The 22797-nt window shown below is 61.8% G+C and carries 18 protein-coding genes and 2 pseudogenes; 3 read left to right on the forward strand and 17 right to left on the reverse strand.

The annotated features are described in order from the left end of the window. From BUA54_RS18720 to BUA54_RS18730, 3 genes are all read right to left on the reverse strand, one after another. A partial coding sequence (locus BUA54_RS18720) for a dTDP-4-dehydrorhamnose 3,5-epimerase family protein (RefSeq protein ID WP_143155520.1) occupies positions 1–263 on the reverse strand: 263 nt, incomplete at its 3' end. A 134-nt stretch (positions 264–397) separates the two neighbouring features. Beyond that, entirely contained in the window at positions 398–1315 is a 918-nt protein-coding gene (locus tag BUA54_RS18725; protein WP_072858789.1) for a glycosyltransferase family 2 protein, read from the reverse strand. Positions 1316–1698: 383 nt separating this feature from the next. Then, entirely contained in the window at positions 1699–3096 is a 1398-nt protein-coding gene (locus tag BUA54_RS18730; RefSeq protein WP_072858790.1) for a DapH/DapD/GlmU-related protein, read from the reverse strand. A 189-nt stretch (positions 3097–3285) separates the two neighbouring features. On the opposite strand from BUA54_RS18730, the gene BUA54_RS18735 reads away from it, so the two are divergent. Then, on the forward strand, positions 3286–4206 hold the full coding sequence (locus tag BUA54_RS18735) for a glycosyltransferase (protein ID WP_072858791.1): 921 nt from the start codon (positions 3286–3288) through the stop codon (positions 4204–4206). 293 nt (positions 4207–4499) lie between these two features. On the opposite strand, the gene BUA54_RS21315 is transcribed toward BUA54_RS18735, so the two are convergent. Next, entirely contained in the window at positions 4500–4652 is a 153-nt protein-coding gene (locus BUA54_RS21315) for a hypothetical protein (RefSeq protein ID WP_178352793.1), read from the reverse strand. Positions 4653–5144: 492 nt separating this feature from the next. On the opposite strand from BUA54_RS21315, the pseudogene BUA54_RS18740 reads away from it, so the two are divergent. After that, positions 5145–5376 (forward strand): annotated as a pseudogene (locus BUA54_RS18740) (transposase domain-containing protein); the annotation flags it as partial. Positions 5377–5501: 125 nt separating this feature from the next. Here the strand turns inward: BUA54_RS18740 and BUA54_RS21015 are convergent. The 8 genes and pseudogenes from BUA54_RS21015 to BUA54_RS18780 all read right to left on the reverse strand — a co-directional run bounded on the left by BUA54_RS21015 (position 5502) and on the right by BUA54_RS18780 (position 13761). After that, positions 5502–6632 (reverse strand): IS110 family transposase, encoded by a 1131-nt coding sequence (locus BUA54_RS21015; RefSeq protein WP_425434988.1) that lies wholly within the window; start codon positions 6630–6632, stop codon positions 5502–5504. Between the two features lie 11 nt (positions 6633–6643). Continuing rightward, positions 6644–7005 (reverse strand): annotated as a pseudogene (locus tag BUA54_RS21920) (IS110 family transposase); the annotation flags it as partial. 291 nt (positions 7006–7296) lie between these two features. Further along, entirely contained in the window at positions 7297–8808 is a 1512-nt protein-coding gene (locus tag BUA54_RS18755; protein WP_072858792.1) for a lipopolysaccharide biosynthesis protein, read from the reverse strand. Between the two features lie 88 nt (positions 8809–8896). Further along, positions 8897–9613 (reverse strand): SGNH/GDSL hydrolase family protein, encoded by a 717-nt coding sequence (locus BUA54_RS18760; RefSeq protein ID WP_084114627.1) that lies wholly within the window; start codon positions 9611–9613, stop codon positions 8897–8899. Beyond that, on the reverse strand, positions 9610–10119 hold the full coding sequence (locus BUA54_RS18765) for an acyltransferase (RefSeq protein ID WP_084114629.1): 510 nt from the start codon (positions 10117–10119) through the stop codon (positions 9610–9612). Before BUA54_RS18765 ends, BUA54_RS18760 begins: the two co-directional genes overlap by 4 nt. A 47-nt stretch (positions 10120–10166) precedes the next feature. Beyond that, positions 10167–11462 (reverse strand): right-handed parallel beta-helix repeat-containing protein, encoded by a 1296-nt coding sequence (locus tag BUA54_RS18770; RefSeq protein ID WP_178352794.1) that lies wholly within the window; start codon positions 11460–11462, stop codon positions 10167–10169. A gap of 14 nt (positions 11463–11476) precedes the next feature. Beyond that, complete coding sequence (locus tag BUA54_RS18775; RefSeq protein ID WP_072858794.1) at positions 11477–12361, reverse strand: glycosyltransferase family 2 protein; 885 nt, start codon at positions 12359–12361, stop codon at positions 11477–11479. Continuing rightward, entirely contained in the window at positions 12358–13761 is a 1404-nt protein-coding gene (locus tag BUA54_RS18780) for an O-antigen ligase family protein (protein WP_143155523.1), read from the reverse strand. Before BUA54_RS18780 ends, BUA54_RS18775 begins: the two co-directional genes overlap by 4 nt. Before the next feature lie 620 nt (positions 13762–14381). On the opposite strand from BUA54_RS18780, the gene BUA54_RS18785 reads away from it, so the two are divergent. Continuing rightward, a complete protein-coding gene (locus BUA54_RS18785; protein WP_072858796.1) occupies positions 14382–15431 on the forward strand; it encodes an endonuclease/exonuclease/phosphatase family protein in 1050 nt (349 codons plus the stop codon). Between the two features lie 44 nt (positions 15432–15475). On the opposite strand, the gene BUA54_RS18790 is transcribed toward BUA54_RS18785, so the two are convergent. The 5 genes from BUA54_RS18790 to BUA54_RS18810 all read right to left on the reverse strand — a co-directional run bounded on the left by BUA54_RS18790 (position 15476) and on the right by BUA54_RS18810 (position 22751). Further along, positions 15476–16060 (reverse strand): acyltransferase, encoded by a 585-nt coding sequence (locus BUA54_RS18790; protein ID WP_072858797.1) that lies wholly within the window; start codon positions 16058–16060, stop codon positions 15476–15478. Further along, positions 16057–17028 carry a glycosyltransferase family 2 protein gene (locus BUA54_RS18795; RefSeq protein ID WP_245810798.1) on the reverse strand — a complete coding sequence of 324 codons (972 nt, stop codon included), beginning with the start codon at positions 17026–17028 and terminating at the stop codon, positions 16057–16059. Before BUA54_RS18795 ends, BUA54_RS18790 begins: the two co-directional genes overlap by 4 nt. A gap of 91 nt (positions 17029–17119) precedes the next feature. Next, entirely contained in the window at positions 17120–18070 is a 951-nt protein-coding gene (locus BUA54_RS18800; RefSeq protein WP_072858798.1) for an aldo/keto reductase, read from the reverse strand. Further along, positions 18063–19736 carry a GMC family oxidoreductase gene (locus BUA54_RS18805; protein WP_084114637.1) on the reverse strand — a complete coding sequence of 558 codons (1674 nt, stop codon included), beginning with the start codon at positions 19734–19736 and terminating at the stop codon, positions 18063–18065. Before BUA54_RS18805 ends, BUA54_RS18800 begins: the two co-directional genes overlap by 8 nt. An 87-nt stretch (positions 19737–19823) precedes the next feature. Beyond that, complete coding sequence (locus BUA54_RS18810; protein WP_084114639.1) at positions 19824–22751, reverse strand: LamG-like jellyroll fold domain-containing protein; 2928 nt, start codon at positions 22749–22751, stop codon at positions 19824–19826. Positions 22752–22797: the final 46 nt, after the last annotated feature.

Raw genomic sequence — 22797 nt, forward strand, 5'->3', positions numbered from 1 at the left:
CGGATGTCCACCGCCACATCGAAGATCTCACCCACCAGCACCCGCACAATCTTGGCCTGTGCATGGGGTGGCGCCTGGAAATGCAGGCCGCGCACCGTACCGGCCTCGCGGCTCCAGCTCTGGTTGTCCTGCACGAAGACCGTATCGATCCCAAGACCCGCCAACGTGTGACGGTTGTAGGTCTCCTGAAACGACCCGCGATTGTCGGAAAACCGGCGCGGAATCAGTGTCAAGACGCCCGCGATATCTGTCGTCTCAATCATCTTTACGCCATCCCTGTGTCGCCGGTCGTCTCAAGGAACCCGTCACGCCAACTCTATACTCTTTTGCTGGTAAACCGTCATCCATCCCGCGCGCCTTTGGGTACACGCCTGCGCCTCGAATTGCGACCCCCATGTCAGCTGTTCAGGGGCCTCTCTCCCAGCAGCGCCTGTCGCAGCATCCAATAAGCCCGCAACACCCGCAATTTCAGCAGAACGATCACGCAGCTTATCCGTTCGCCCTTTGCAAGCGCCGGATGTCGCAGGACGCGCGGCACATGCACGGGGGCCGAGGCCAGCACCGCTAGCGCCCGGAACCCCCAGCGGACCCGCGCCGCCGCACCTGTGCCGCCAGCGAAATAATTTTCCGCCGTGGTGCGCCGCCATTTGCGCCGCAGCGCCGCCCAGTCGTTGCGGGTGGGATGGGCGACGGCCAGTTCGGGGTGATAAGCAATCGGCCAGCCGCGGGCGACAGCACGCTGACACCAGTCGGAATCCTCGACCATCGTGCCATCGAAAGGCCCGGTATCATCAAATACGACCCGGGTGGTCAGCAGATTGGCGGTGACCGAGAAATTCTTGCGCGTGATGTACGTCTTTTGTGGAAAAGCGAACACTGTCTCAAAGGCTTCGGCACCTGATCGCGGCGGCGGCGTTTCATCGAACAGATCGACGCGGCCGCCGATGATGCCATCGGACCCACACAGGGCTAGCGCCGTCCGCAGCCAGTCCGGCCCAGGCACACAATCCGCATCGATGAAAAACAGGTTGGGTGCCGTGGTGGCACCTACCCCGGTATTGCGGGCTGCGGCAGCGCCTCTGCGCGGCTCCGTCAGAAAGCGAACGTCCGGGCGGACGTCGCGGGCGGGATCAAGCCGTTCGCGGGAGCCGTTGTCGACCACCACCACTTCCACCACACCGCCAGCCGGAAGCTGTGGCGCCAGGGCAGCCAGACATTTCGTCAGGCGGGTGACATCGTTGAAGTGCGGTATGATGATCGCCGCCCGGGGCGCCCGCGCACCTGTGCCGGGCGGAGTGTCATGCGGGTCGGGCATCGTGAAGCATCTCTTCTTGGCATGTCAGGACCGGGTGTCGAATATCTATGATAGGAGTTCACGTCGAAGGTCCAGTGACATGGCCTTTGCGGGGCTCGGTTTGTTGATATGCTTCTGGTCCGCGCATCGCCATACCGGCCGGCGGTCATATCAGCGCCGCACAAAGAGGCTTGATACATGGCCGCACCTGATCACACGCTCGCGCCGTTCAAAAATCACTTGCACCAACAGGGGCATCAATAGATGAGATAGAGTCGCTCTGGGGTGATTCGTGCATTAGTGCAATTTGCCCGTTTCGAGATCATGGAGCCCACCATCCAGAGCGAATTGATTCCGGCTGACTCGGACGGGCGTGCACAGCCACAGCCAATATTAAGCGCAAGTTACCAGTGAGCCTCGGGATAGAGCTCGGCCATCAATGGGCCGCAACGGCGGGAAAAGATGGCGCGTTCCTGCTCCGTCCAATGCGCGACGTGATGTTTGGCATGAAGGGCGGTATTGCTCTCCTTCGATTTGAGCGCGCTGTGTCCGGTGCCAAGAAAGGTCTGAAGGTCGCTCAGCCGGTCCGACATGTCCTCAAGGCGCATGAACATCTTGCGGGTCTTGGGCAGATCCGCGAGATCTGCCCTGATCCTGCGGTTGACGAAATCCCAGTACCAGCAATTGCGTTCGAACGGACCCGCCGCTTGCCATTCCTCGGGTGACATCGCACCGGCAAGGTCGCCACGCGGCCTGTAGGTATGAAAGTACCAGTGCACCACATCCCAGTTCTTGTGGGAGGGGTCTGCAAACCAGCTTCGCCCCATGCCCGACGCCACGACATCGATACCCGACCGGACCAGCCAGATGAATTTCGCCTCGGGCAGAATCCGGCACAGGGGGCCGATCAGATTGAAATATTTCTGGTCCGATTCAAGGTATGTCTTGCACGCGTCGAAATGCGACCGGTCAAGGATCATCTCTCCCAGCCGTTCTGTAATCTCTGACTCGGAGATCTCACCATGCAGATAGTCCGTGGACAATTTCACAAGCTGCAACCGGGGTTCATGCCGGGCAACGATGGTCGCGTCGGCGCTCAGGACATCGGATATCGTCGTGCTCCCCGATCTGCCTGTGCTCGCCACGAAACAGATGTCGGGGGGGGCGGACCGCCCCGAGGGCCGATAGCCTGAAACGGTCGATAGCGGCAGCAGCCTGCCATCCTGACCTCCAAAATGGCGTTCCGCCTGGATCTCGCGATAGTGCTCCGAGTCCCGCTCGCCCAGCATGCGGAACGGCTGCGGGCCGACGATCGCAAAGGGTGGCACATCCTTGGCGATGACCGATCCCATGGCGATGATCGCGCCCTCGCCGATGGTGACCCCGGGCAGGATGCAGACATTAATGCCGATCCAGACATTCGCGTGGATGGCGACCGGCTTCCATGCCCGGCTATTGTCATAGGGCAGAGCCTCTGCATCCCGGAACCGGTGGTCTGAGCTGTAAATCGTGACATTTCTGGAAATATGGGTGTTCTCGCCGATCCACAGACCACCATCGGCCCGCAGATGGCAATCGCGCCCGATATGGACGTTATTGGCAATACTCAGCCCTTTCGGGCCTTCGATGCGCACGGTGGGATCGATCCGGACAAAAGTCCCAATACTTTGAAACCGAGTCTTCAGATACGCCATCCGATGCGTGGTGGCTGTCTTTTCGACCCCCTCGAACAACCCGTAGAGAAAGACGCTGACTTTCTGCTTCAGGCGGTTTCGGGCCGTTTGCGTGTCTCGGATCTTCATGGTTCTGGAGCTCCAATCTGCCGGGGCCGTGATACAGGATGATGCTGCAGTTGCACATGTCGATCTCGGTCCGGTCGTCATCTCTCTTGCCGTGTTCCGGTCCGGGCGGCCCGGGCTTGCTTGCCAATTGTCGTCAGATGGCGAAAAAGGGTCTTGTCCGCGCCGATCTGAATCGAAAGAAACAAGAGCATGTCTTCCCGTCTGGCCGTCGTCATCCCCTGCTTCAACGCCGCCCCTTGGATTGCTAGGACGATCGATTCGGTCCTTGATCAGGACCATCCGGGCACGCAGGTCATCGTTGTCGACGACGGCTCCACCGATGGCTCTGTCGCTGCGGTGCGGGCCTTCGGTGACCGCGTGACCCTGCTGACCGGCCCCAACCGCGGCGCCTGCCACGCCCGCAACGCCGGCCACGCCATCGCGGTCGAACGGGGTGCGGATTACGTGGTGTTTCTGGACGCCGACGATTATTTCGAAGGCGGGATACTGGCCGCCGCCGCCGGACTGGCACAGGCTAAGGGCGCGGACATGGTGCTGTCGGACATGCATCTGGAATACGACGACGGCCACCGTAACCTGCGCCACCGCTACACTGGTCTCATCGCGCCAGAGACCTTCTTTATCGGCTGGATGAGCGGTGATTACGTCAACCCGCCGGGCATCTTGTGGCGCACAAGTTTCGTGACCGAGGTGGGCGGCTGGGACGAAAGCCTTGCGCGGGCGCAGGATCTCGAATTCACCTTGCGCGCCCTGCTGTCCCGACCCCTGATCTGGAAGAATGATACCGGGGCCGCGATCCACGCCCGAATTAACCCCAACTCGATCACAAGCAACCAGTCGCTGCGCGCGCTCGACAGCCGGTTCCGCGCCAATGCAGGGCTGGTGGATAAGGTGCGTGGCACCTCCTTCGCCCCGGCGATCCCGCTGATCTGCCAAGAAATTTACTTCGTCGCCCGCGCCGCCTTCAAGGCTGGCGAGACGGAACTGGGCCGCCGCGCCTTGGCCTTTGCCCGGGCGCAAGGCTACCGCGACCATCCCGGCACCCGGTCGCACCGGCTGATCGCGGAGATTCTGGGGCTCGAAACCAAGGTCAGGCTCTGGAAGCGCTGACGGTGCAGACCCCGCGCTGACGGTCAGGCCGCACGGGGCCGCACGGCGCGAAATCTATCAACCGAACTGCAACGCGCCGGCCAGTGCTCCTCCGCCTGCGGCAAGAGCGTGCCCTTTCAGATCGACCGGCCAAAGGGTTAGCCCCGCCGGGATAACTGCCAGATCCGTCGTGCCCACAGGTTGTAATCGCCGCTGCCGGTCCCGGCACCTGCGGACCGGTCATTTACGGAACTGACCACCAGCGGCGTGTCACCCGTACCGGCCGTCAATCCGGTAGGCAGGATGTCCCCGAGTCACCACATCGGATAGGCCGCCACGTCTGCATTGCTCCGGCTCTCGTCCTGCAGGGTCGTGTTCCCCAGCGCACTGACGCCATCGCGCACGGACCAGTTGCCAGCCCGCGCCGGGTTCGTCGTCTCGCCGTCATAGGCAAAGAAATCACCCACCTTGTTGTCTAATCGTTCAAGGCAATTTTCGGGTCTTCTATCGTATCTGTCCGCTGTGGCTGCTCTGACGGGCGGAAACCGAGGCTGATAGTGTCCACCACGGATAGTGGACATTTTGAGGCACTCCATGGCGGGTAAGAAGGGTAAGAAGAAGCGGTTCTGACGCTGCATGCGATGTGGCGCACGAATACGCCTTTCAGGGAGGCAAAGATGGCGTAACGCAGCCAAAGATACGAATACGTCGCTGATCTTCAGCACGACGGAGTGCGTCCTTCCGGGACGCACAGCGAGGGTAAGATCGCTCCCGGGCGTGCGGCAACAGACCGCGCACACCACTTCGATCCACCCGACCCTAAACGCAAACATGCGGCGTCCTCAGCGACGACCGCGGAGAGAACCCAAGAGCCCGGCACGTATGATGAACCGCAAAAAGGTCAGCACTTGACGAGGGCGATTAGAGAACGCCCCGGGACACTATCCAGCATGCCCGCTAACAACATCTGCGAGCGGTCAATCAGGCCCCTGACTCTCGGACGGAAAAACTACCTCTTCATGGGCTCGGAAGGTGGCGGCAAGGCCGCGGCTGTCGCTTACAAGCTCGTTGAGACCCCGCATGAACAACGTCAATCCCGAAGCCTGGCTCACTTGGGTTCTCGAACGGATCGCCGATCACAAGATCAACCTTATCGGTGAACTCGCACCTTGGAACTGGATGCCGAAATAGGCGGCAACCGCTGCAAGACCGGACGGATACCTTCTATCTCATGGTGTTCCCATTGCGTGTCTTCGAGGTCAGATATTCAGATCTGCCTCACAATGGCGCCATGCTTGAAAGTCTCTCCATGTGATTCACGCTGTCATCGCCAATCTCGCGGCATGCAGCAAAGCGCGTCTCGAGATGACTTTGGCCAGACCCGGAACGTGTTTGACGTTCGGTTGTCTCAAAATTATGTGGCGAAGCTCCTGTTCTCGAACATCGTGTTGGTTTTCCACATGGTCAGAAGCGTGATGGCCAGCTTGCGCGCCATGGCGACGCGGGCCTTCCACTTCCCTGATCGCGCACTCAGTCTCAAACCCCACTGCTTCAACGCAATGGATGGTGACGCGCGATACAGGATCACTGTGGCCGCCGCGAACAGAATCTTGCGGGTCAAGCGATCTCCTGTCTTTGAGATCCGCCCGCCAATGTCGACTGCGCCCGACTGATAGCGCTTGGGCGTCAGCCCAAGATAGGCACCGACGTCGCAGGCTGACCGGAACCGAGTTGGGTCGTCCACTGCCGTCACTAAGGCGATCGCCATAAGACTGCCGACACCTGGGCACTTGAGACGATCCGGCAGGCCGCGTCTTATCGTGCGAAGCGTGCAAGTTGCCAATCAAATGCCGGCGCTGGCCCTTGAGCCCGGACAGCACCGACAGAGGGCCTTCGAACTGATTGCGCAAAACGGCATCGTCCGGCAATGCGCGATGCACTGACTGCTCGAAGACCTCCCCTTTGCTCGCCGATAGCTGTAACCCGAAAGTCTTGGCCAAGCCTCTGATCTGGTTGATCATCATCGTGCACATTCGAACGATGCGCTCCCGCTCCGTCAGAACGCCACGCATGCGGCAACGGTCAAAGGACTTGATCGCCACTGGTTCATACCACCCACTGTGCACCAGTCGGGCGAGCCCGAAGGCATCGTTGCGATCCTTTTTGTTGGCTTGCAACTTCAAGGCAGCGGCACGCCGGGCGTGAATGCAGTCGGCCGCGATCCCTCTGTCGCGCAAGGCATGCCAAAGCCAGACAGCTTGAGGCCCAGTCTCTATACCGGCGCTAATGAGATCAGATGCCTTCTCAAGAATGATCGCTGCAATGGCATCGGCCGAACTGGGCACGCTGCCTTCCCAAACACGTTGCCCGGCATCGTCCATAATGCAGATGGCCGTTTCCTTTATAGACACATCGAGTCCCACAAAATGCTTCACCTTCTCCTCCATGCTGATGAAAGCGGTACCCACACTGCCGTCAATTCGCCTGCACGGTGCAGTTTCGCCAGCATCATCGCATCGCGGCCGTCCGTCTTCACCCGGTCGCCCGCCTTTACGGGAATGAGTGAGGGGGCGACCACGATGCAGTCATGCCTCAACTCGACAAGCTGGCGATGCAGGCCATAGCCGCATGGCCCAGCCTCATAGCAGAAATGCAGACGACGTCCGCCAGCGCTGAACTTCTCCACCAGCTTTCGGATGTGATCGGCTGGTGCGGAACCGTCCGCCAGTGGCGGACCTCACCACCACGCCCATCTTGTGCGACTGCGACCGAGATTGTCGCCTTGTGGACATCCAGCCCAATAAACGTACTATCATGCATCTGGTCTCTCGCCCATTCTTGAGGCTCGGCACCAGCCAATCCTGTGCAACCCTCAAACGGAGAATGCCGCGGGAGCGGCTACCGGCCTAGTCAGTTCACACCGCGATCATGGGGTCTAAAGCCCCGGCGGCTCCGTCGGGGTCTGGCGCTGCCCCTGACGGACAACGGCAGGCGGGGTCCAAGGGCGTCACTGCAGACAGGCCCGACGATATGAAAAGGGTCTGAACAAGCGCTGACGGCACCGCGCGGTGTCTGCGTCCGCCGCTGCGACGGACGACGCGGGCGGCAGGATCAGCGGCGGAGGATTTGCAGCACCTTTGCCACATCGTCTCGCAGCCCCGCGTCGCTCATCAGCCGCAGGGCATAAAGCAGGGCCAGAACCGCCACGACCACAAGCGCCTCCTGCAGTGCATAATCCAGCGTTAGCATCCGGCGCACGGCCATCAGCAGCGCTAGCGATAAGGTCGCGAACAGCGCCTCGCCCAGTAGCGCACTACGCAGTGAGGCCAGTGTCAGTGGTGTGCAGCGCAACACCAGCGCCGCTAGGATCGGTCCCTGCACGAAGGCCAGCGTCACTACATAGGCCGCGACCAAACCGACCACCCCCAGTCGGCTACCGATGAACAGCGCCAGGATCAACAGCGAGGTGCCGAAGATTCGGAACTTGAACAGGGCCTTGCTTTGCCCGCAAGCGACCATGACCCAGCTGAAGCTGCTCAGCGTCAGGGCGGTCAGCGGCAGCAGGCCAAGCCAGGCCAGGATCGGCGCCGCCGCGGTCCAGTCCGATCCCAGCATGACGCGTACCAGCACATCCGCACAGGAACAGAAGATCAGGCCGATCGGCACCATAATCAGGTTCGCCCGGCTGATCTGCCGCACGTACATCGCCCGAAAGGCCGCCGGATCGCCCTGCAACCGGCTCAGCGCGGGGATAAAGGCCCCGGACAAGGGCGATGCGATCCGCCGCAGCGGCATCTGCGCGATGGTCTGCGAGCGGAAGAACAGCGCCGCGTCGATCTGGGTAAACATCCGCCCGATAACGATGACCTGCATGTTACGGGCGAATTCCCCCAGCAGCCGCTCTCCGGCCAGGAATCCGCCGAAGTTCAGCGCCGCCCGCGCCTCGCCAAAGCGGCAGCTTAGCGGGCTCGACGGCAGCCAGCGCGACACTACCAACAGGTAGATCAGGTTCAGGAACTCGGCCAGCACCAGCTGGATCGCCAGCGCCCAGTACCCGGCCCCCGCCATCGCCGCCAGAATGGCGATCCCCGAGGCCGCGAAGGTTGCGCCAAGACTGCCGACCTCGATCTGGCGAATCCGCATCTGACGCCGTAGGACAGCCACATATTGCGCCGTCAGCACCGAAAAGAAAATGTAAGGCGACATGCCGATGAATACAGCCGTCGTCTCCGGGGTGTCATAGAACCGGGCGGCGGGCACGCCTAGCAGGGCCACGATGATGGCAAGGCTCAGCCCCAGCGCCACGTTGGTCCACAGCAGGGTCGAGGCCAGACGGTGGGTCACATGGGGACGCTGCACCACGGCCTGTGCCAGGCCGAATTCGGACAGGCCCGATGCGATCAGCACCGCCGGCATGGCCATGGCGACGATCCCCTGCTGGGCCGGCGGCACCAGACGCGCCAGCATGGCGGTCGATCCCAGCGCCACGGCAATCTTGGCCACGGCGAACAGCATGACCGTGACTGCCGACCGCCCGGTCTGCCCTTCTAGCCCCCGGCCCAGGGCACTGACGTCAAAGAACCGGTCGCGGGGATCGGCCTGATCTGGGTCAACGGGGATCATGTCGGTCATCCTGAAACGCGTCAATCCCGCCGGATTGCACTGTTGGGCGAGAGCTGTAAACGCCTAAAGCGCGCCGCACAGCCCCCGGTCACGCAGGGCACGGGCGATCCCAAAGCGCGGCCAAGGTCCGGGCTAAGGGTGGCACCATTACCTGCCGGGCGGCCTTCGCAACAGGGTGCACGCCGTCCGCCATGACCGCAGAGCGATCCTGCGTCTGCATCATGTCCCGCCACTGCGGGGCCAGATCGACAAATCCCACGCGCGGGTCCGACCGGGCCAGCGTGGCATAATTCTCCAGATAGGCCCCCATGCGCCACCGCAGCAGACCGCGCAGGCCAAAGGTGGGATTGGTACCGATCAGCAGGATGCGGGTCTGCGGCAAGTCCGCGTGAAGAGCCGCGACGATGGCGATGTGGCGGCTGCGGCTGTCGCGCGGCGACAGACCGCGGCGCAGGTCCGCATCGTTGACGGTGAATTCGATCAGCACGACGTCCGGGCGCTGTGCAATCACCCGCTGGACCTGATCCAGCCCCCAGTCCGAGGCCTGCCCCGGCCCGGCCACGACGTCCAGCGCTGTCGGCGCGTCCAAGCAGGCCGACAGCGCTTCACCCAAGGCCACAGGCCAGTCGTAGTTCGCCGTCAGGCTGGTGCCCAGGGCCACGATCCGGGGCGACCGGGGCGGATCCGCAAAAGGGTCGGCAGTCACTATGGCAGGATGATCCGAAGACGATCCGGACCACAGCAGGATGCCGCCGGCCAACGCCGCGATCAGCGAGAGAGTGATCGCCAGCCTTAAAGGGGTCATTCGGCTTCGGTCTTCTCACCGTCGGTCCCGGCGGCGGCCTCTGCCATCGCCGCCTCAGCGGCGCGCGCCCGGCTCCAGGCCGGATCGATCCGGCCATAGCTCAGGACTGCGACATCTCGGTGCAGGATAACAGCAGGGTTTCCCGCGACGATGCAGTTGTCCGGCATCGATTTGGTCACCACTGACCCGGCCCCCACAACGCAGCCGTTGCCGATCTTCACCCCAGGCAGAATCAGGGACTGCCCGCCGATAAAGCAGTTCTCACCGACATAGGTGTCGCGGCGGATGTTGCGGGTCATGTCATGGGTCAGAATGCGAGCGTTAAAGGCGATATAGGAATAGGCCCCGATATGGATGCCGCGCGGATTGGTCAGATCGAACTTGGCCGACAGGGACATGTCTGCCGTCGGATGGATGTCGATGTTCCAGACCCGACGCAGATAGCCGCGCCGGGCCCCAACCAGAATGCGCCGCAGCCAGCGCAGCTTGTTCAGGCTCTTGATCATGCAATCCTCTTGTCATGCGTTGCAGGGCCGCATCGGTCATCCCGCCGTCATTCCATCTCGAAGGCACCCAGATCGGGCCGTCCATTGCGGGGCCGGCCGGTCATGTCGGTCGTGGGGGCACCCTCCGCGCGGCCTGAATCAATAAGCGGACCGCCGGCTTTTGGCCTAAAATCCAGCCGCGCCGCATCCCTGAAATACTGTGCGGGAAACTGCGCCACCGCATTGCGCTGCAGCGGGTTAGCAATAGACTTGTAGGACATGGCGACATTGTTAAAAACCTGCGTTTCCCCTGCCTCCCAGCCGTTGCGGTTGTCGCGCAGCAGGATCCAGGGATAATCCGCCGACCCGCCGCTGACATTGACCACCGTGTTGTTGGCGATCACGCTGTCCGCCCCGGCATAAAGCGCTATGCCGTGGTAGGCGTTGATGATGATCAGATTGTTGCGGATCGTGAAGTTCCGGTAGATTCCGTCGAACAGCCCGATCCCCTGCAGCTTGCCGTGCAGCGGATGATTGGCTGAGCCGGTCCACTCGATGATCGTGTTGTTCTCGATCACCATATCGCGGACCGTCTTGCGCCCGTCACCATCCGGTTTCGTGGCCCAAGACTGGAATCCGTCGTCGTGGTTGTCATCTACCTTGAAGCTGTTCTCGACCCGGTTGCCAGTAAAGACCGATCCGTCGCCCAGACCGCGCATGCCGTCGCCGCTGAACCCCTCGATCCGGTTGCCCGTCACCCGTGCGCGGTCCCCGGTCGTGGTAATGCCGAAGGCCACCCCGGTGACGCGGCTATTGTTGATCGTATTGTCCGGCCCGTCCAGACGCACGCCGTTGGCGCGCCAGTCGGTCATCCATTCGTCAAGGCTCCAGCTCATGTAGCGGTCCGGCGCATCCGGAGCGCCCCGGATGTCCATGGCGTCAAAGCCCACGTCGGCCGCGGTCTTGTCAGTGCTGACGATATTGCGGGGCCGGGTGTTTGGCACCTGCGGCCAGACCGACAGCCCGCTGAAGCGCAGTCCGTGCCCGCCCTGCACGATGATCCCGTCGGCATGGGCCTTGCCCGGTGTCTCGGCGATGATCTGCACCGGCGGGTCGAAGGCGGCGTTGACGATCTTGATCGTGCCATGTGTGCCGTCACGCAGGATGACCCGGTCGCCCCCCGACACGAGCCCGCTGCGTATCGCCTTCCAGACAGTCGGAAACGGGCTGTCCGGTGCGCCGGTCGCGGTGTCAGCGTTGCCCTGATCCTCAGGGACGACATAGAAATCCCGCGCCGACGCGGCGGTGGCCATCAGCCAGAGCGCAAGTCCAAGGGCCAGTCCGGCCGGTATTCTATGCAACATGGTCCTGAATACTTTCATGAGAATAGCGCCCGGCCGCGCAAATAAGCGGCATAGGCAAGATAACGCGGATTGCCGGGCGTGGCGCGCAGGGCCAGTGCGGCGTGTCGCGCGGCCGCAGGCCAGTCCCTGAACATGCGATAGCCGCCGGCCAGCCGGTGATGGTGCCGCGCCAAGGCCACCGGATAGCGCGCCAGAAGTGTGGCATGTTTCGCCAGCACGTATTCCTGCGCCGCCAGCCGCTTGCGGCTGGACCGGGTGATCGAATTGTCCGACATCCGCTGCACCACCAGATCCGCATCGACAAAGGCGACCGGCCCCTGCTGGGCCACCCGCAGCATCAGATCCCAGTCCACAAGGGCGGTCAGGTCCGCGTCGAACCCGCCTACCGTCGCGAACACATCGCGCCGCACGACCAGCATCTGGGTCGAGATATAGCTGCCTTTGGTCAGGCTGGGCAGGATATCGCCCTCCAGCGGGTGGATGTCCGGACCCGGAAACCGGGCCTGCATCTGGGTGTCTGGGCGGGCATCCGCCTTGACCAGCATGCCGCAATAGGCAGCCACGAAATCGCTGCCCTCCAGCCGCGCCATCTGGCGGCGCAGCTTGTCCGGCATCCAGATATCATCGCTGTCCTGAAACGCGATCCAGGGCGCCTGCGTCAGGGCCACACCGTGGTTGCGCGCCGCCGAGGGCCCGCGCGGGCCAGGATTGATGCCGATGCTCAGGCGCGGATCAGCGATGCCGCGCAGCACCTCCAGCGTGCGGTCGTCCGAGGCATCATCGACCGCCACCAGCTCGAAGTCAGTGAAATCCTGATCCAGCACGCTCTGCACCGCCTCGGCGACCGTGTCCTCGCGGTTGTGGCAGGGGATCACGACGCTGACCTTGGGGATGTTCATACGCGGCCCTGCTCGGTTGTTTCGCCCTGTCGCCGAGACAGGGTCTGGGATCTCTGTGTGGAACCGGCGCGCGCCGGGCGCGGCGCAAAGCGCGAATAGAGTGGCCCGGAGGCGGCCACTTCAGTCTGTGCGGTGATGTCGTCATGTCCGTCCTGCGGCGCATAGGCATACATCCATGCCCCGGCACCGATGTAGAACATCACGAAGACCGACATCGTGCCCCAGACGTGGACTGTCACCATGGTAAAGCTGATGCCGGCCAAGGCGATGGCATGGCCGATGCGGATCGCCAGCGCCTGGGGATCGGTGATCCGGGCCCGCGCCATCAGCACGAAATGCGACAGCAGCGCCAGTACCAGAAAGCTTACACCGACGAACCCGTAACGCATGGCCGTCAGCAGCCAGAAATTATCCACCGAGGCGGTCACCCAGAACGGCCGTGGCCAGTCGTTGAAGCCGATCCCGAAGAACGGACTTCCCTTCACCGCCGCCCATCCCGCGTCGAAGATGGCGATCCGAGTGTATCCGGTCCCGGGGTTGAAGGTCAGCGTGTCGATCAGGATCGTCACCGGGGTGCGGTTGGACAGCAGGTCGATCACCACATAGCCGACCACCGTCAGGATCAGCAGCAGCTTCCAGCGTCCCCTCATGATCCAGCCCCAGGCCAGCATGCTCAGCTGCAGCCCGCAGGCCATCAGCGGTGCCGAGGACAGCGACAGCATCGTGGTGAAGATCGACAGGGACGCGCCAAAGCCGATCTTCAGCAGGTTGCCACGCGCCATCTTGATGAAATTGGCCAGCGTCAGCGAACAGAACAGTCCCCAGAGGATCGGATGGTCGAAGACCACATAGACCCGCTCCAGCCCCATCCGCCCATAGGCGCTGTCGCCCCGGAAGGGCGTCTGGAACACCGGCCGCAACAGGTCGGGAATGATCAGCTTGCCGGTGACGGCCTCGACAAGCGCAAAGGGCAGCAGGACGATGAGCGCGATCATCATGATCCGGAACAATAGCCGGTATCCGGTAATATCCCGGATCAGGACCCGCCCCACGAAGTAGCCGCCGATCAGCTCGACCGCGGTGATCGCCGCAAAGGGAATGCGGTTGGTGCCATGCACGGCGATCAGGGCTATGAAGATCCAGACCCCGTGCAGCACAAACAGCAGATCGACCGCCGTAAAGCGCCCAATCTGGCCCGAGATGATGCGGGCCGCATAGGGAAAGATGACGATCAGCAGGAAGATCCGGTTCGGCGACAACCGCACCCCTGCGATCTCGAAAGCGATGGGGGTCAGCAGCGTGATCATGAAGAGGATCAGCAAGGGAGCTGACAGCTGGGTCCCGGCCCCCTGCATCCCCTGACGCAAAGCGCCTGAAGAAGGCGGAACCAGAACTGTCACGGATAATCCTCAATACATACCGAAGCGGCGCGATTAGTCTTCTGAAATGGCCGTAACCGCCCCTTGTCCCGGGGCTTTTATTCTGCGCCTACTTAGCAAAAACGCGCTCTGGCGACAAGGCACTTCGCGGCGGTGCGCCGCGCGGGAAAGACCACCGGCCCGAAAGCCGCCCTCCTTGCCTCGTGCAGCAGCAAAACGCCTGAACATGGTGCAGGTTCTGCGCCCGGACGTGGGCTGCGAACGACCGGACCGCACCCTAAGCAACGCTGCGACAGCCGGGTCAAAATAAACGATTGGGAAAAGCCCCGTATTACCTACCCCACAAATCGCAAAAAATGCAAAAGTGCGAAACTTAGCCCATCAGCGCCGGACAATACAGTTGCTAGTTTTCGTTTTATCCCACAGACCAGACCTCCGGGCAGACCGCGATGCCTGTCCGGCTCACTCAGACTGGCCCGCCCGATCCGGACCCGCTATGACGCAGGTGCGCGCCCGTGCAGACACGCGGCTGACCGATCTGCGGAGTGTATTCAGGACATGGCAACGCAAGGGCATAACGGCGTTCTTCTGGACATCCCGGTCGGGGTCAAGACCCTCTCGCCAAAGGGCGCACCCGGCGCATGACACCGGCTTCCACAGCACCGCACCGCAGGCTTGATCCGCGCCGGGCCGCGCTTGCGGGGATGCTGGGCCTGATCGCCGTCCTCTGCCTGCTGACCGGCGCCACGGCGTCCTACTGGCCCGACAGCGGCTTCCTCGGCACTTTCGGGCGGATGTGCGACAGCCTCGCGCCGCAGCTTCTGGGGGGCGGCCTCTTGCTGGCACTGGGGCTGGCCCTGCTGGGGGTGTGGCAGCTGGCGATGGTGCTGGCTGTGCTGGCGCTCGCTGCGGGCGGCACGCTGGCCCGGGACTACGTCAGCCTCTCGGCCCCTGCCGGTGATACCGCCGCCGAAGGTCTGACCGTGATCTGGTTCAACCTCTTTGCTGAAAACACGACCCCCGCCGCGCAGATTGCCGATGCGATCCTGTCCAGCGGGGCCGATTTAGTGGTGCTGGCCGAGGCCGCGCCGTTCCTGCCCGCTTTGCCGCGCCTTGCAGACCGCTATCCCTACCGGCTGGGATGCACGGACAAGGTCTGCAGCACGCTGGTCCTGTCGCGCCTGCCCTTCGGCCCTGACTCTGCCGGCATGATCGCGGCCACGCGGCCCGGACGGATCGCCGCCTTTCAGCTGGCCCCGGACGGGCGTGCGCCGCTGACCGTAGTCGCCGCCCATCTGACGAAGCCGTGGTACTATGGCTTCTACGACGTCGACCTGTGGCACCTGATGGATCAAAGCCGCAAGGCGGCCGGCCCGCTGCTGGTGATGGGCGATTTCAATACCGCCCCCTGGAGCCACCCGATGCAGCGCATCATCGCGGCGACCGGCCTACGCCTGCCGCACCGCCCGGTCGCCACCTGGCCCGCCGCCGCCGGCCCGCTGGGCGTCCCGCTGGATCACATGCTGGTGGGGGGCGGTGCGGCGCTGACAGGTCTGGCCCCTTGGGGGGGCGATCTGGGGTCGAACCACCGGGGACTGACGACCCGGGTGGTCTGGCCCACAAACCCTGAGACGGGGTCTTTTCTCAAGGATGGACCCGTCTTGCACTCCGCCGCCCTCCCGCCGACATGAGTCATACGGTTTATGACTCTTTTCCATACGCCCCGTGCGGCGCTTTACAGAGTGCCGATCTGCCGTTGCGAGACCACGCGCGCCGGGCTGCCGACGGCAATCGCCATCGCCGGGATCTCTCCGCGCACCACCGCATGGGCCCCGATGATAGCCCCGTCCCCGATCCGCGCGCCGGGCAACAGCACCGCCCGCGTGCCGATCCAGACGTCGTTGCCGATCACGATATCCGCCTCATCCATGGCCTGATTGGTTACCGGGTGTCCATCGTTATAGCGATAGCTCGACGCGGTCAGCATCACCTCGGGGCCGAACATCACGTCGTCCCCGATCACGATCCGCCCCGTCCCCGGCCCGGCCCAGAGCACGCAGCGCACTCCCAGCCGGACCCGCGCGCCGATGGTGATCCGCTCGGGGTTGGCGAAGGCGACGTTGGGGCTGATGTTGGCCCCAGGTCCCAGGGTGATCGCCCGCAGAGGCTGCACATGAGAATAGTTGTAGTAGTTGACGATCTTCACCACATGCGCCCAGGCCCGCGGGTCCAGCACCGATCCCAGCAGGCGCAGCAGTTTCTGGCCCTTGCTCAGGCGGGCCTTGTGGCTCGCCCCCCTTGCCCCGGTGCGCTGCGTCATGTCCCATATCCCTTCAGCCAGTCGCCGCGCCGCGCCCAGATGCCGCGCCATTTCGTGGCTGTCTCGCGATGCCGCGCCCGCCCGCTCAGCGCAAGGGCGCGCGCCGCGGCTACCCGCAGCGCCCCCCACAGCCACATCATCGCCAGCCCCAGCGGCACCAGCACCTGCGGCCAGTGATCGCGGATCAGCGTGACGCGCGATCGGGCCACCATCACTACCTTGTCGGCCACCCGGCCCGAGGACGCGCCGACCAGATGCATGATCTGCGCGTCCGGCGTGATCATCGGCTGATAGCCACGGGCCTTGGCCCGCAGGCACAGGTCCGCCTCCTCCCCATACATGAAATACTTCAGATCGAACCCCCCAAGCTCCTGCCAGAGCGCGCGGGGGGCCATGAGGAAACAGCCCACGACGATATCGACCTCGCGCACGCTGTCGCGCTGCCAGCTGCCCATGGCCTCTGGGTTGAACAGGGCCGATTTGCGGAACGCCGCCGTCAGCCCGACCGCCATGCAGAAGGCCGACCAAGGCGTGATCTGTTTCCAGCACGACGCGATGTTCAGCGATCCGTCCGGGAACACCGTTCGCCCGCCGGTGATCCCCGCACCTGGATGCGCCTTGGAGAACGCCAGCAGATTATCGACCGCTCCGGCGTGCACTTCGGTGTCGGGGTTCAGCAGCAGCAGCCAGTCGGTGGTGACCTGCGCCGCCACTACGTTGTTGGCTCTTGCAAAGCCCAGATTGTCCGGGGATGCAATTACCTGAACTTGGGGAAAGCGGGCCGCTACTGCTTCGGGGGACCCATCGCTGGAAGCGTTGTCCCAGACCACGGTACGAAACCGCGTATGCGCCGTATTGGCATAGAGTGTCTCGAGACAGGTGAGGGTCAGCGCGCGGGTGTTGTAACTGACTACGATGACCGTCAGATCAGCCTCCGCGCCGCGTGCCGTATCGCTGATTAATGTCACTACGTCTTCCTGTCTGGCGGGGCCGGTCTGACCGGATCCTTTGATGACGAATCCGGGCTCGACCCGGTGGATCGCCTACCGGAGGCCTGTTTCAAAGTCCAATGGCGTTGCACAGCGCTATGGCCGCCGGATCGGGCGGGGAGTTGGCAAAGGCCAGATTGCGCAGCAGGCTCCGCTCTGAGGCCATTGAGGCCAGCACCACGCCAGCCGGATTGCAGGCCAGTGCGCGGGCCATCAGCAAGGCGGCCGCCGCTTCTTCGGGGGTGCCCCCATATCCGGCATCGACCAATCGCGCTTGCAGCGCATCATTCGCTTTCAGCCGCGCCGTCAGCCTAGCAAGCTGCCCGGCCACACCGAAGACCGTATGCGTCACGCAACCGACCCCTGCCGCCCGAACGACGGCGGCCAGATCATCAGCTCCCTGCGGCTGGGCAAACTGCACGAGGCCGAATGGCGTGCCGCAGGCCAGCGCCGCCCGTGCCGCCGCCGCATCCGCCGCGACACCCACAGTCCGGACCTTGCCGCTGGCCAGCAGATCCTCAAACGTGCGCAGGATATCGTCACGCTTCAGATCATCCGGGTCCGCGTTGTGCAGCGCATACACATCGACGTAGTCGGTGCGCAGCCTGTTGAGGCTGCGGTCAAGTGAGTTGCGCAGCAGATCCGGCGTCAGCGGCACCCGGAGGTTCGCGGTGGTGCCCGACCAACGGATCGCGGCGCGCAGCGGTCGGGCCAGCGCCACAGCCGGACGCAGCAGCGATCGTACCAGATGCACCGGCGCGCTTTGCGCCGGAGGCAGCAGACCAACCTTGGTACAGATCTGCACATCGGCGCGCCGCCCCTGTAGGAAGGCACCCAGAATGGGCTCTGCGGCACCGGCGCCATAGGCGGGGGCCACGTCGAACCAGCGCACGCCATGGGCGTGGGCACGTGCCAGCGCCCGGACCGATAGGGCCTCCGACACGCGCGAGCCGAGCGAGGCGCAGCCGAATCCCAGACAGCTGGTGGTCGCGCCCAGTCCGGCCAGCGTCACCTCACGCATCGGCGGCCTCCCGGTGTGCGACAGATACGCTGTTCTGCACCAGCCGGTCGGCCAGTCGTAGACCCAGTTGCAGCGCGGTCAGTGTGGGGTTCGCTTGAGACGAGGTCGGCAAGATCGCCGTCGACACCACATGCAGGTTGGTCAGGTCGAAACAGGTGCCCCAGCCATCCACAACACCCTCTTGCGGGGTATGGGCCATGCGGACCGTGCCTTCCTGATGATTGCCATGGCGCGCCTCGAACAGCACGCCGGCGGCCCGGTCGGCGGGGGCAAAGCGGTATTCCAGCCGGGCCAGACCCGTCTCCTCCAGCCAGCGCTCAAGGGCGATGTGGGCTTTCAGAACGCTTTCCACGTCGCGGGTCGCAAAGCGGAAGTCGATACGCAGGCGGCGCAGCCCGGTGTGATCGCGGGCCTTTGACAGGGTCATGCGGCTGTCGGGCGAGGGCAGATGCTCAGAATGGAACTCTAGTCCGTAGCGGCGGCCGGGATTTTTCAGAAAGAACCCAGGAATCCGGTGCCTCGCATAGCGGCGGTGCCACAGGAACCAGGGCACGAAGGTAGCCGTTTTGATAGGATCGCGCATTAGGTTACGCAGATGCGGCCCACGCCGCCAAGGTTTCGGCCCCATATGCTTGAGCCGGATCGGGGCCGCGATCAGGCGGGATCCGAGGCCGGGCAGACCTAGGCCCAGAAACACCGAGGACAGCGGCCCGGACCGGTGTGCGGCCTGCGCAATTTCAGGCACCACCGGCCAGAACGCAACATTGGCCAGCCTGTGGGCCTTTTGCGTCGCATCCGTCGGTGTGATACGGCGACGCACGTAGGAGCCATGCCCGTCGACATAGAAATCCAGCGCGTCGTGCAGGGCCTCGTCAGTCATGATGATATCGGCGATCTGCCCGTTCACATGCCCCATGTAATATCGTCCCAGCGGCCCGTCCGGCCCACCGAACAGTGCCGGGGTCTCGGCCTGCACGTTCAGCAGCAGCCGTGTCGAAGCATTGCCCCCCGCCGCCAGCACCACCTGCCGCACAGGCACATGACCCGTGGCCTTGTTCATCCAAACGCGCAGCGCCGTGACCTTGCCCGCCGCATTGTGATCCATCCCTGTCACGCTGACTCCCGTCGCGATCATGACGCGGGGATCGGTTTCCAGCCGGTCGCGGTGCAGGACCTGGGCGCGGGGCGTATCGCTCCAGCGTTCCAGCCGGTCGGTGTCGAATGCATCGTCGCAAAGTGTCAGACTGGGCACAGGATCGGAAAACACCGGCTCTCCGGCCCCCAGCGCGGCACAGGCCGGACCCAGATAGGGGTCCAGATCTGCCTTGGTCACCGGCCAAGCCGGCAGATCCAGCCAGGGTCGCGCCTGAAAATCGATCGGATCGCAAGGCACGCAGCGCCCGCCCCACAGATTGGACGCGCCCCCCAGACGGCGCGTCACGGTGATTTCGGGTGCATAATGCGTGTCGGGCGTCAGCAACTCATCGGCGGACAGATCGCGATTCTCAGCCGTCTCGGCCATATCGCCACTTTCCAGAACCAGGACCCGCAGATTTCGGTCCGCCAGAGCAAACGCCATATTCAGCCCCAACGGACCTCCTCCGATAATCGTGACATCACAGGCGGTGGCGGTCAGAGAGTCGAGACATGAAATCCTGAGAAGCATAACGCCGCCACCTTTGAGCCAATTGGTTACAACTGCTCTAAGACATGGTCATTGCTCTGCACAACATGCCTTGCCACCCCCGGCGCTTCAGAAGTCGAAAATCATGTCATTCGGCAACGTCATCGACAACAATGCGGTGTTACCAAACTGCGTCATGCTCGTGAAATGTGGTTCGCCCAGATCCACATCCGAATTTCCGTCTGATGCCAGACAAAGCTGCAGGTTCTGTGCAAGCGGCTGGTTTGCGTCGTCGCCCCCGGTGAAAAGGGGCACCCCTGCCTTCTCGCCTGTAAACAATGCGGCCATCATTTTCATGTAGTCATGAGAGATGTCATTGGCATCAAAGGTTTTGCTGTCGACGACAATATCGTCGACCTTGCCTTCGAGGCTGTCGACCCAGGTATTGCCAACCACCAGATGATAGGTGCCTGTCGACGCCATTTTTCCGTGGGCATTGGCGTGGCCCGCGAGTTGGCCGTCCAGATAAACCTGTAGGCCCTCACCACCCGTACTGCCGTCATAGACCACGGCAATCCGGTGCCAGTCGCTGTCAGAGACCAGCCCGGGTGCGCTGACCGCCACGAATGAACCGTCGACAGTTTTCATGTTGACCTTCAGTGCACCGGTATCGGTGATACTGACATTGAGCGCCTTGTGAATGTGCAAGAATGTACCCTCGTCGCCTCCCTCGGTGCGGGCAAGGGAAAGCCCGACGGTAAAACTGTCGAGCTTCAACAGCTGGTCATTCCCACGATCTACGTAGACCTTGCTCTGCCCGTCCAGAACGAACGCCTGACCCGTGACGCCGGTGATATCGGCACCCCCAGCGCTTTCGATGACGCGAAGTTTTGATTGCCAGTCGCTGCTGTCGATGATGCCACCATCAAAGTCGATCTTCAAAAGCGGGTGCGTGTCCTCCAGCACATAATCGAAAGCAGTTGGCTGGGCTGGACCGATACTCGTGGTATGCTGCGACGGTGCACTTTCTTCATCTGCCAAGTCGGCATCCGTTTGAATAGACCGGTTCAGAGCGAAGTTGTCGATCGTACCTTGCAGGCTGGCACCCCAGGAATTGCCTATGACAAGGTCGTAAGTCACGGCAGACGGCGTTACGATCCCTGTGGCTGAGGTTTCTGCGGCCAGTATGTCATCGACATATATCCGTAACCCACCCCTGCTCTCGCCAAATGTGAAGGAGAGATCGTGCCAGTTGTCATCGCTCATCAGTCCTGATGCGGTTTTGGCGGTAAATGTCCCATCCGTGGTGGTCAGGGTGAAGTGCACCGCACCATCGTCGGCAATTTCGGCCCGCAATGTCTTGTGCATATGCAAAAAGGTCCCTCCATCGCCGCCGGTATCACGCTTTAGGGACATATTCACCGTGAAGCTGGACATGTTCTGAATCTGTGCATTTTCACGATCGATTTGCAGTTTATTTGACCCATTCAGGTACAATCCCTCACCGCTGACTCCCGCAATGTGTTGATGGATGCCAACCTCGGTCAGAGTCGACGCATAACTGCTAGAGTCACTGACGTTCCCATCGAAATCAATGGCGACAAGCAAGTCTGCCGCGATCTGGGTAGTGCGGGTCACGCTGTCCTCCCCGAGATAAGTGGCAATGGTCAGCGTTACGCTTTGTGTCCCAACATCCCGAAAGTTGTGAGTGACCTTCATGCCATGCAGCACCGTTCCATCGGAAAATGCCCATGAATATTCAGTCGCCGCATCCGATAACACACCATCTGGGCCAAGGGATTGCGATGCGTCGTAGGAGACGCGTCCAGCCGTTCCACTTTCGTGTTGTTGCCAGATCACCGCTGTGATCTCGCCGGAAACATGCGCCGACTGCGTATCCGAAGATCCGAACTGACCATTCCAAGGGCTGTCGATCAGCAATCGCATGTCACGTATATCAATGGTGCCGGAATTTATGGCATTTACGAAGTTATTTCCAACATAATTATCTGCGGCCGCGTTATAAAATTCCAATATGGCATTATCCGAAATGATATTTCCTGGAGCATAGATACGGCCTACGATGTTGCCAGTGATTGTTCCACCTTCCACTTCATACAGTTGGATTGCTGGTGCGGATGTGACAGGGGCACTCGTCGGGGTCGATTGCATCGTGGCATCTGGGTTCCACAGCATGGTATTGTTGGCGACAACAACACCAACGGCATCATAAATTGCAACGCCATGGATATGGCCGTTATAAATTGTGTTATTTTCAACTGTGATATTTTCATATTTTGCGCCAGTTTCAGTATATGTTTCATTTTTTATGAAAATTGTCTGTGTGGCTACACCATCAGAACTGTTAAAAAAGTTTCCCCTAATTGTTAGATTCTCGGTATTCATCTTATTGTATGGTGCTGACCAAACCTGAATCATATCGGAATGATTAATGTCTTGGGTCGAGCCATTGAAATCAGTGAAAATGTTGCCTTCAATCAGTGTATCTTGGATTCCTGACAGGCGGAGGCCGTCCCCAGTCATCTGCGAGAACCTGTTATCAGCTATGACTGATCCGATGCTGTCAATAATAGCAAGGCCTTGATAATATTTTGAAACGTTGTTTTCTGAGAAAACAATGCCCATGCTGTCCCGCACAAGGCCAAGTGATCCTCCCAATTCCGTATTGTCATCCTCACCTGTGTAAAAGCCATGGGATGAATTAACGAAAGTGTTATTTTCGAACTTGATGTCATTGCATTGCAGGATTTGAAGGTCCTTCCCCACCAAAGTGGAGTCCACACTATTGAAATTCATTCCTGAAAAGACAATATTTTTCGCCTGAACAAGCTTTACCTGTGAGAAGATAGGTGGATCTTCGGGATCTGCAGCAACGATCGAGATTTGTCCGATGTCTGTTCCAGCACGATATTTTGAAAGTGAATATACTTCGCCAGCGTTCACGACTTGAATCGTGCCACCTTCTCTGCTAGAAAGCGTGTTGATTGCAGCGGACAATTCATGAGAGTTGTGAACGACGATCTTCGCGTTAGACATAATTCAGCTCCATTTTGTATCTTGGTTATGAAAATGTCTTCAGGAG

It is taken from the genome of Loktanella atrilutea (assembly GCF_900128995.1).
GTDB classification, from domain to species: domain Bacteria; phylum Pseudomonadota; class Alphaproteobacteria; order Rhodobacterales; family Rhodobacteraceae; genus Loktanella; species Loktanella atrilutea.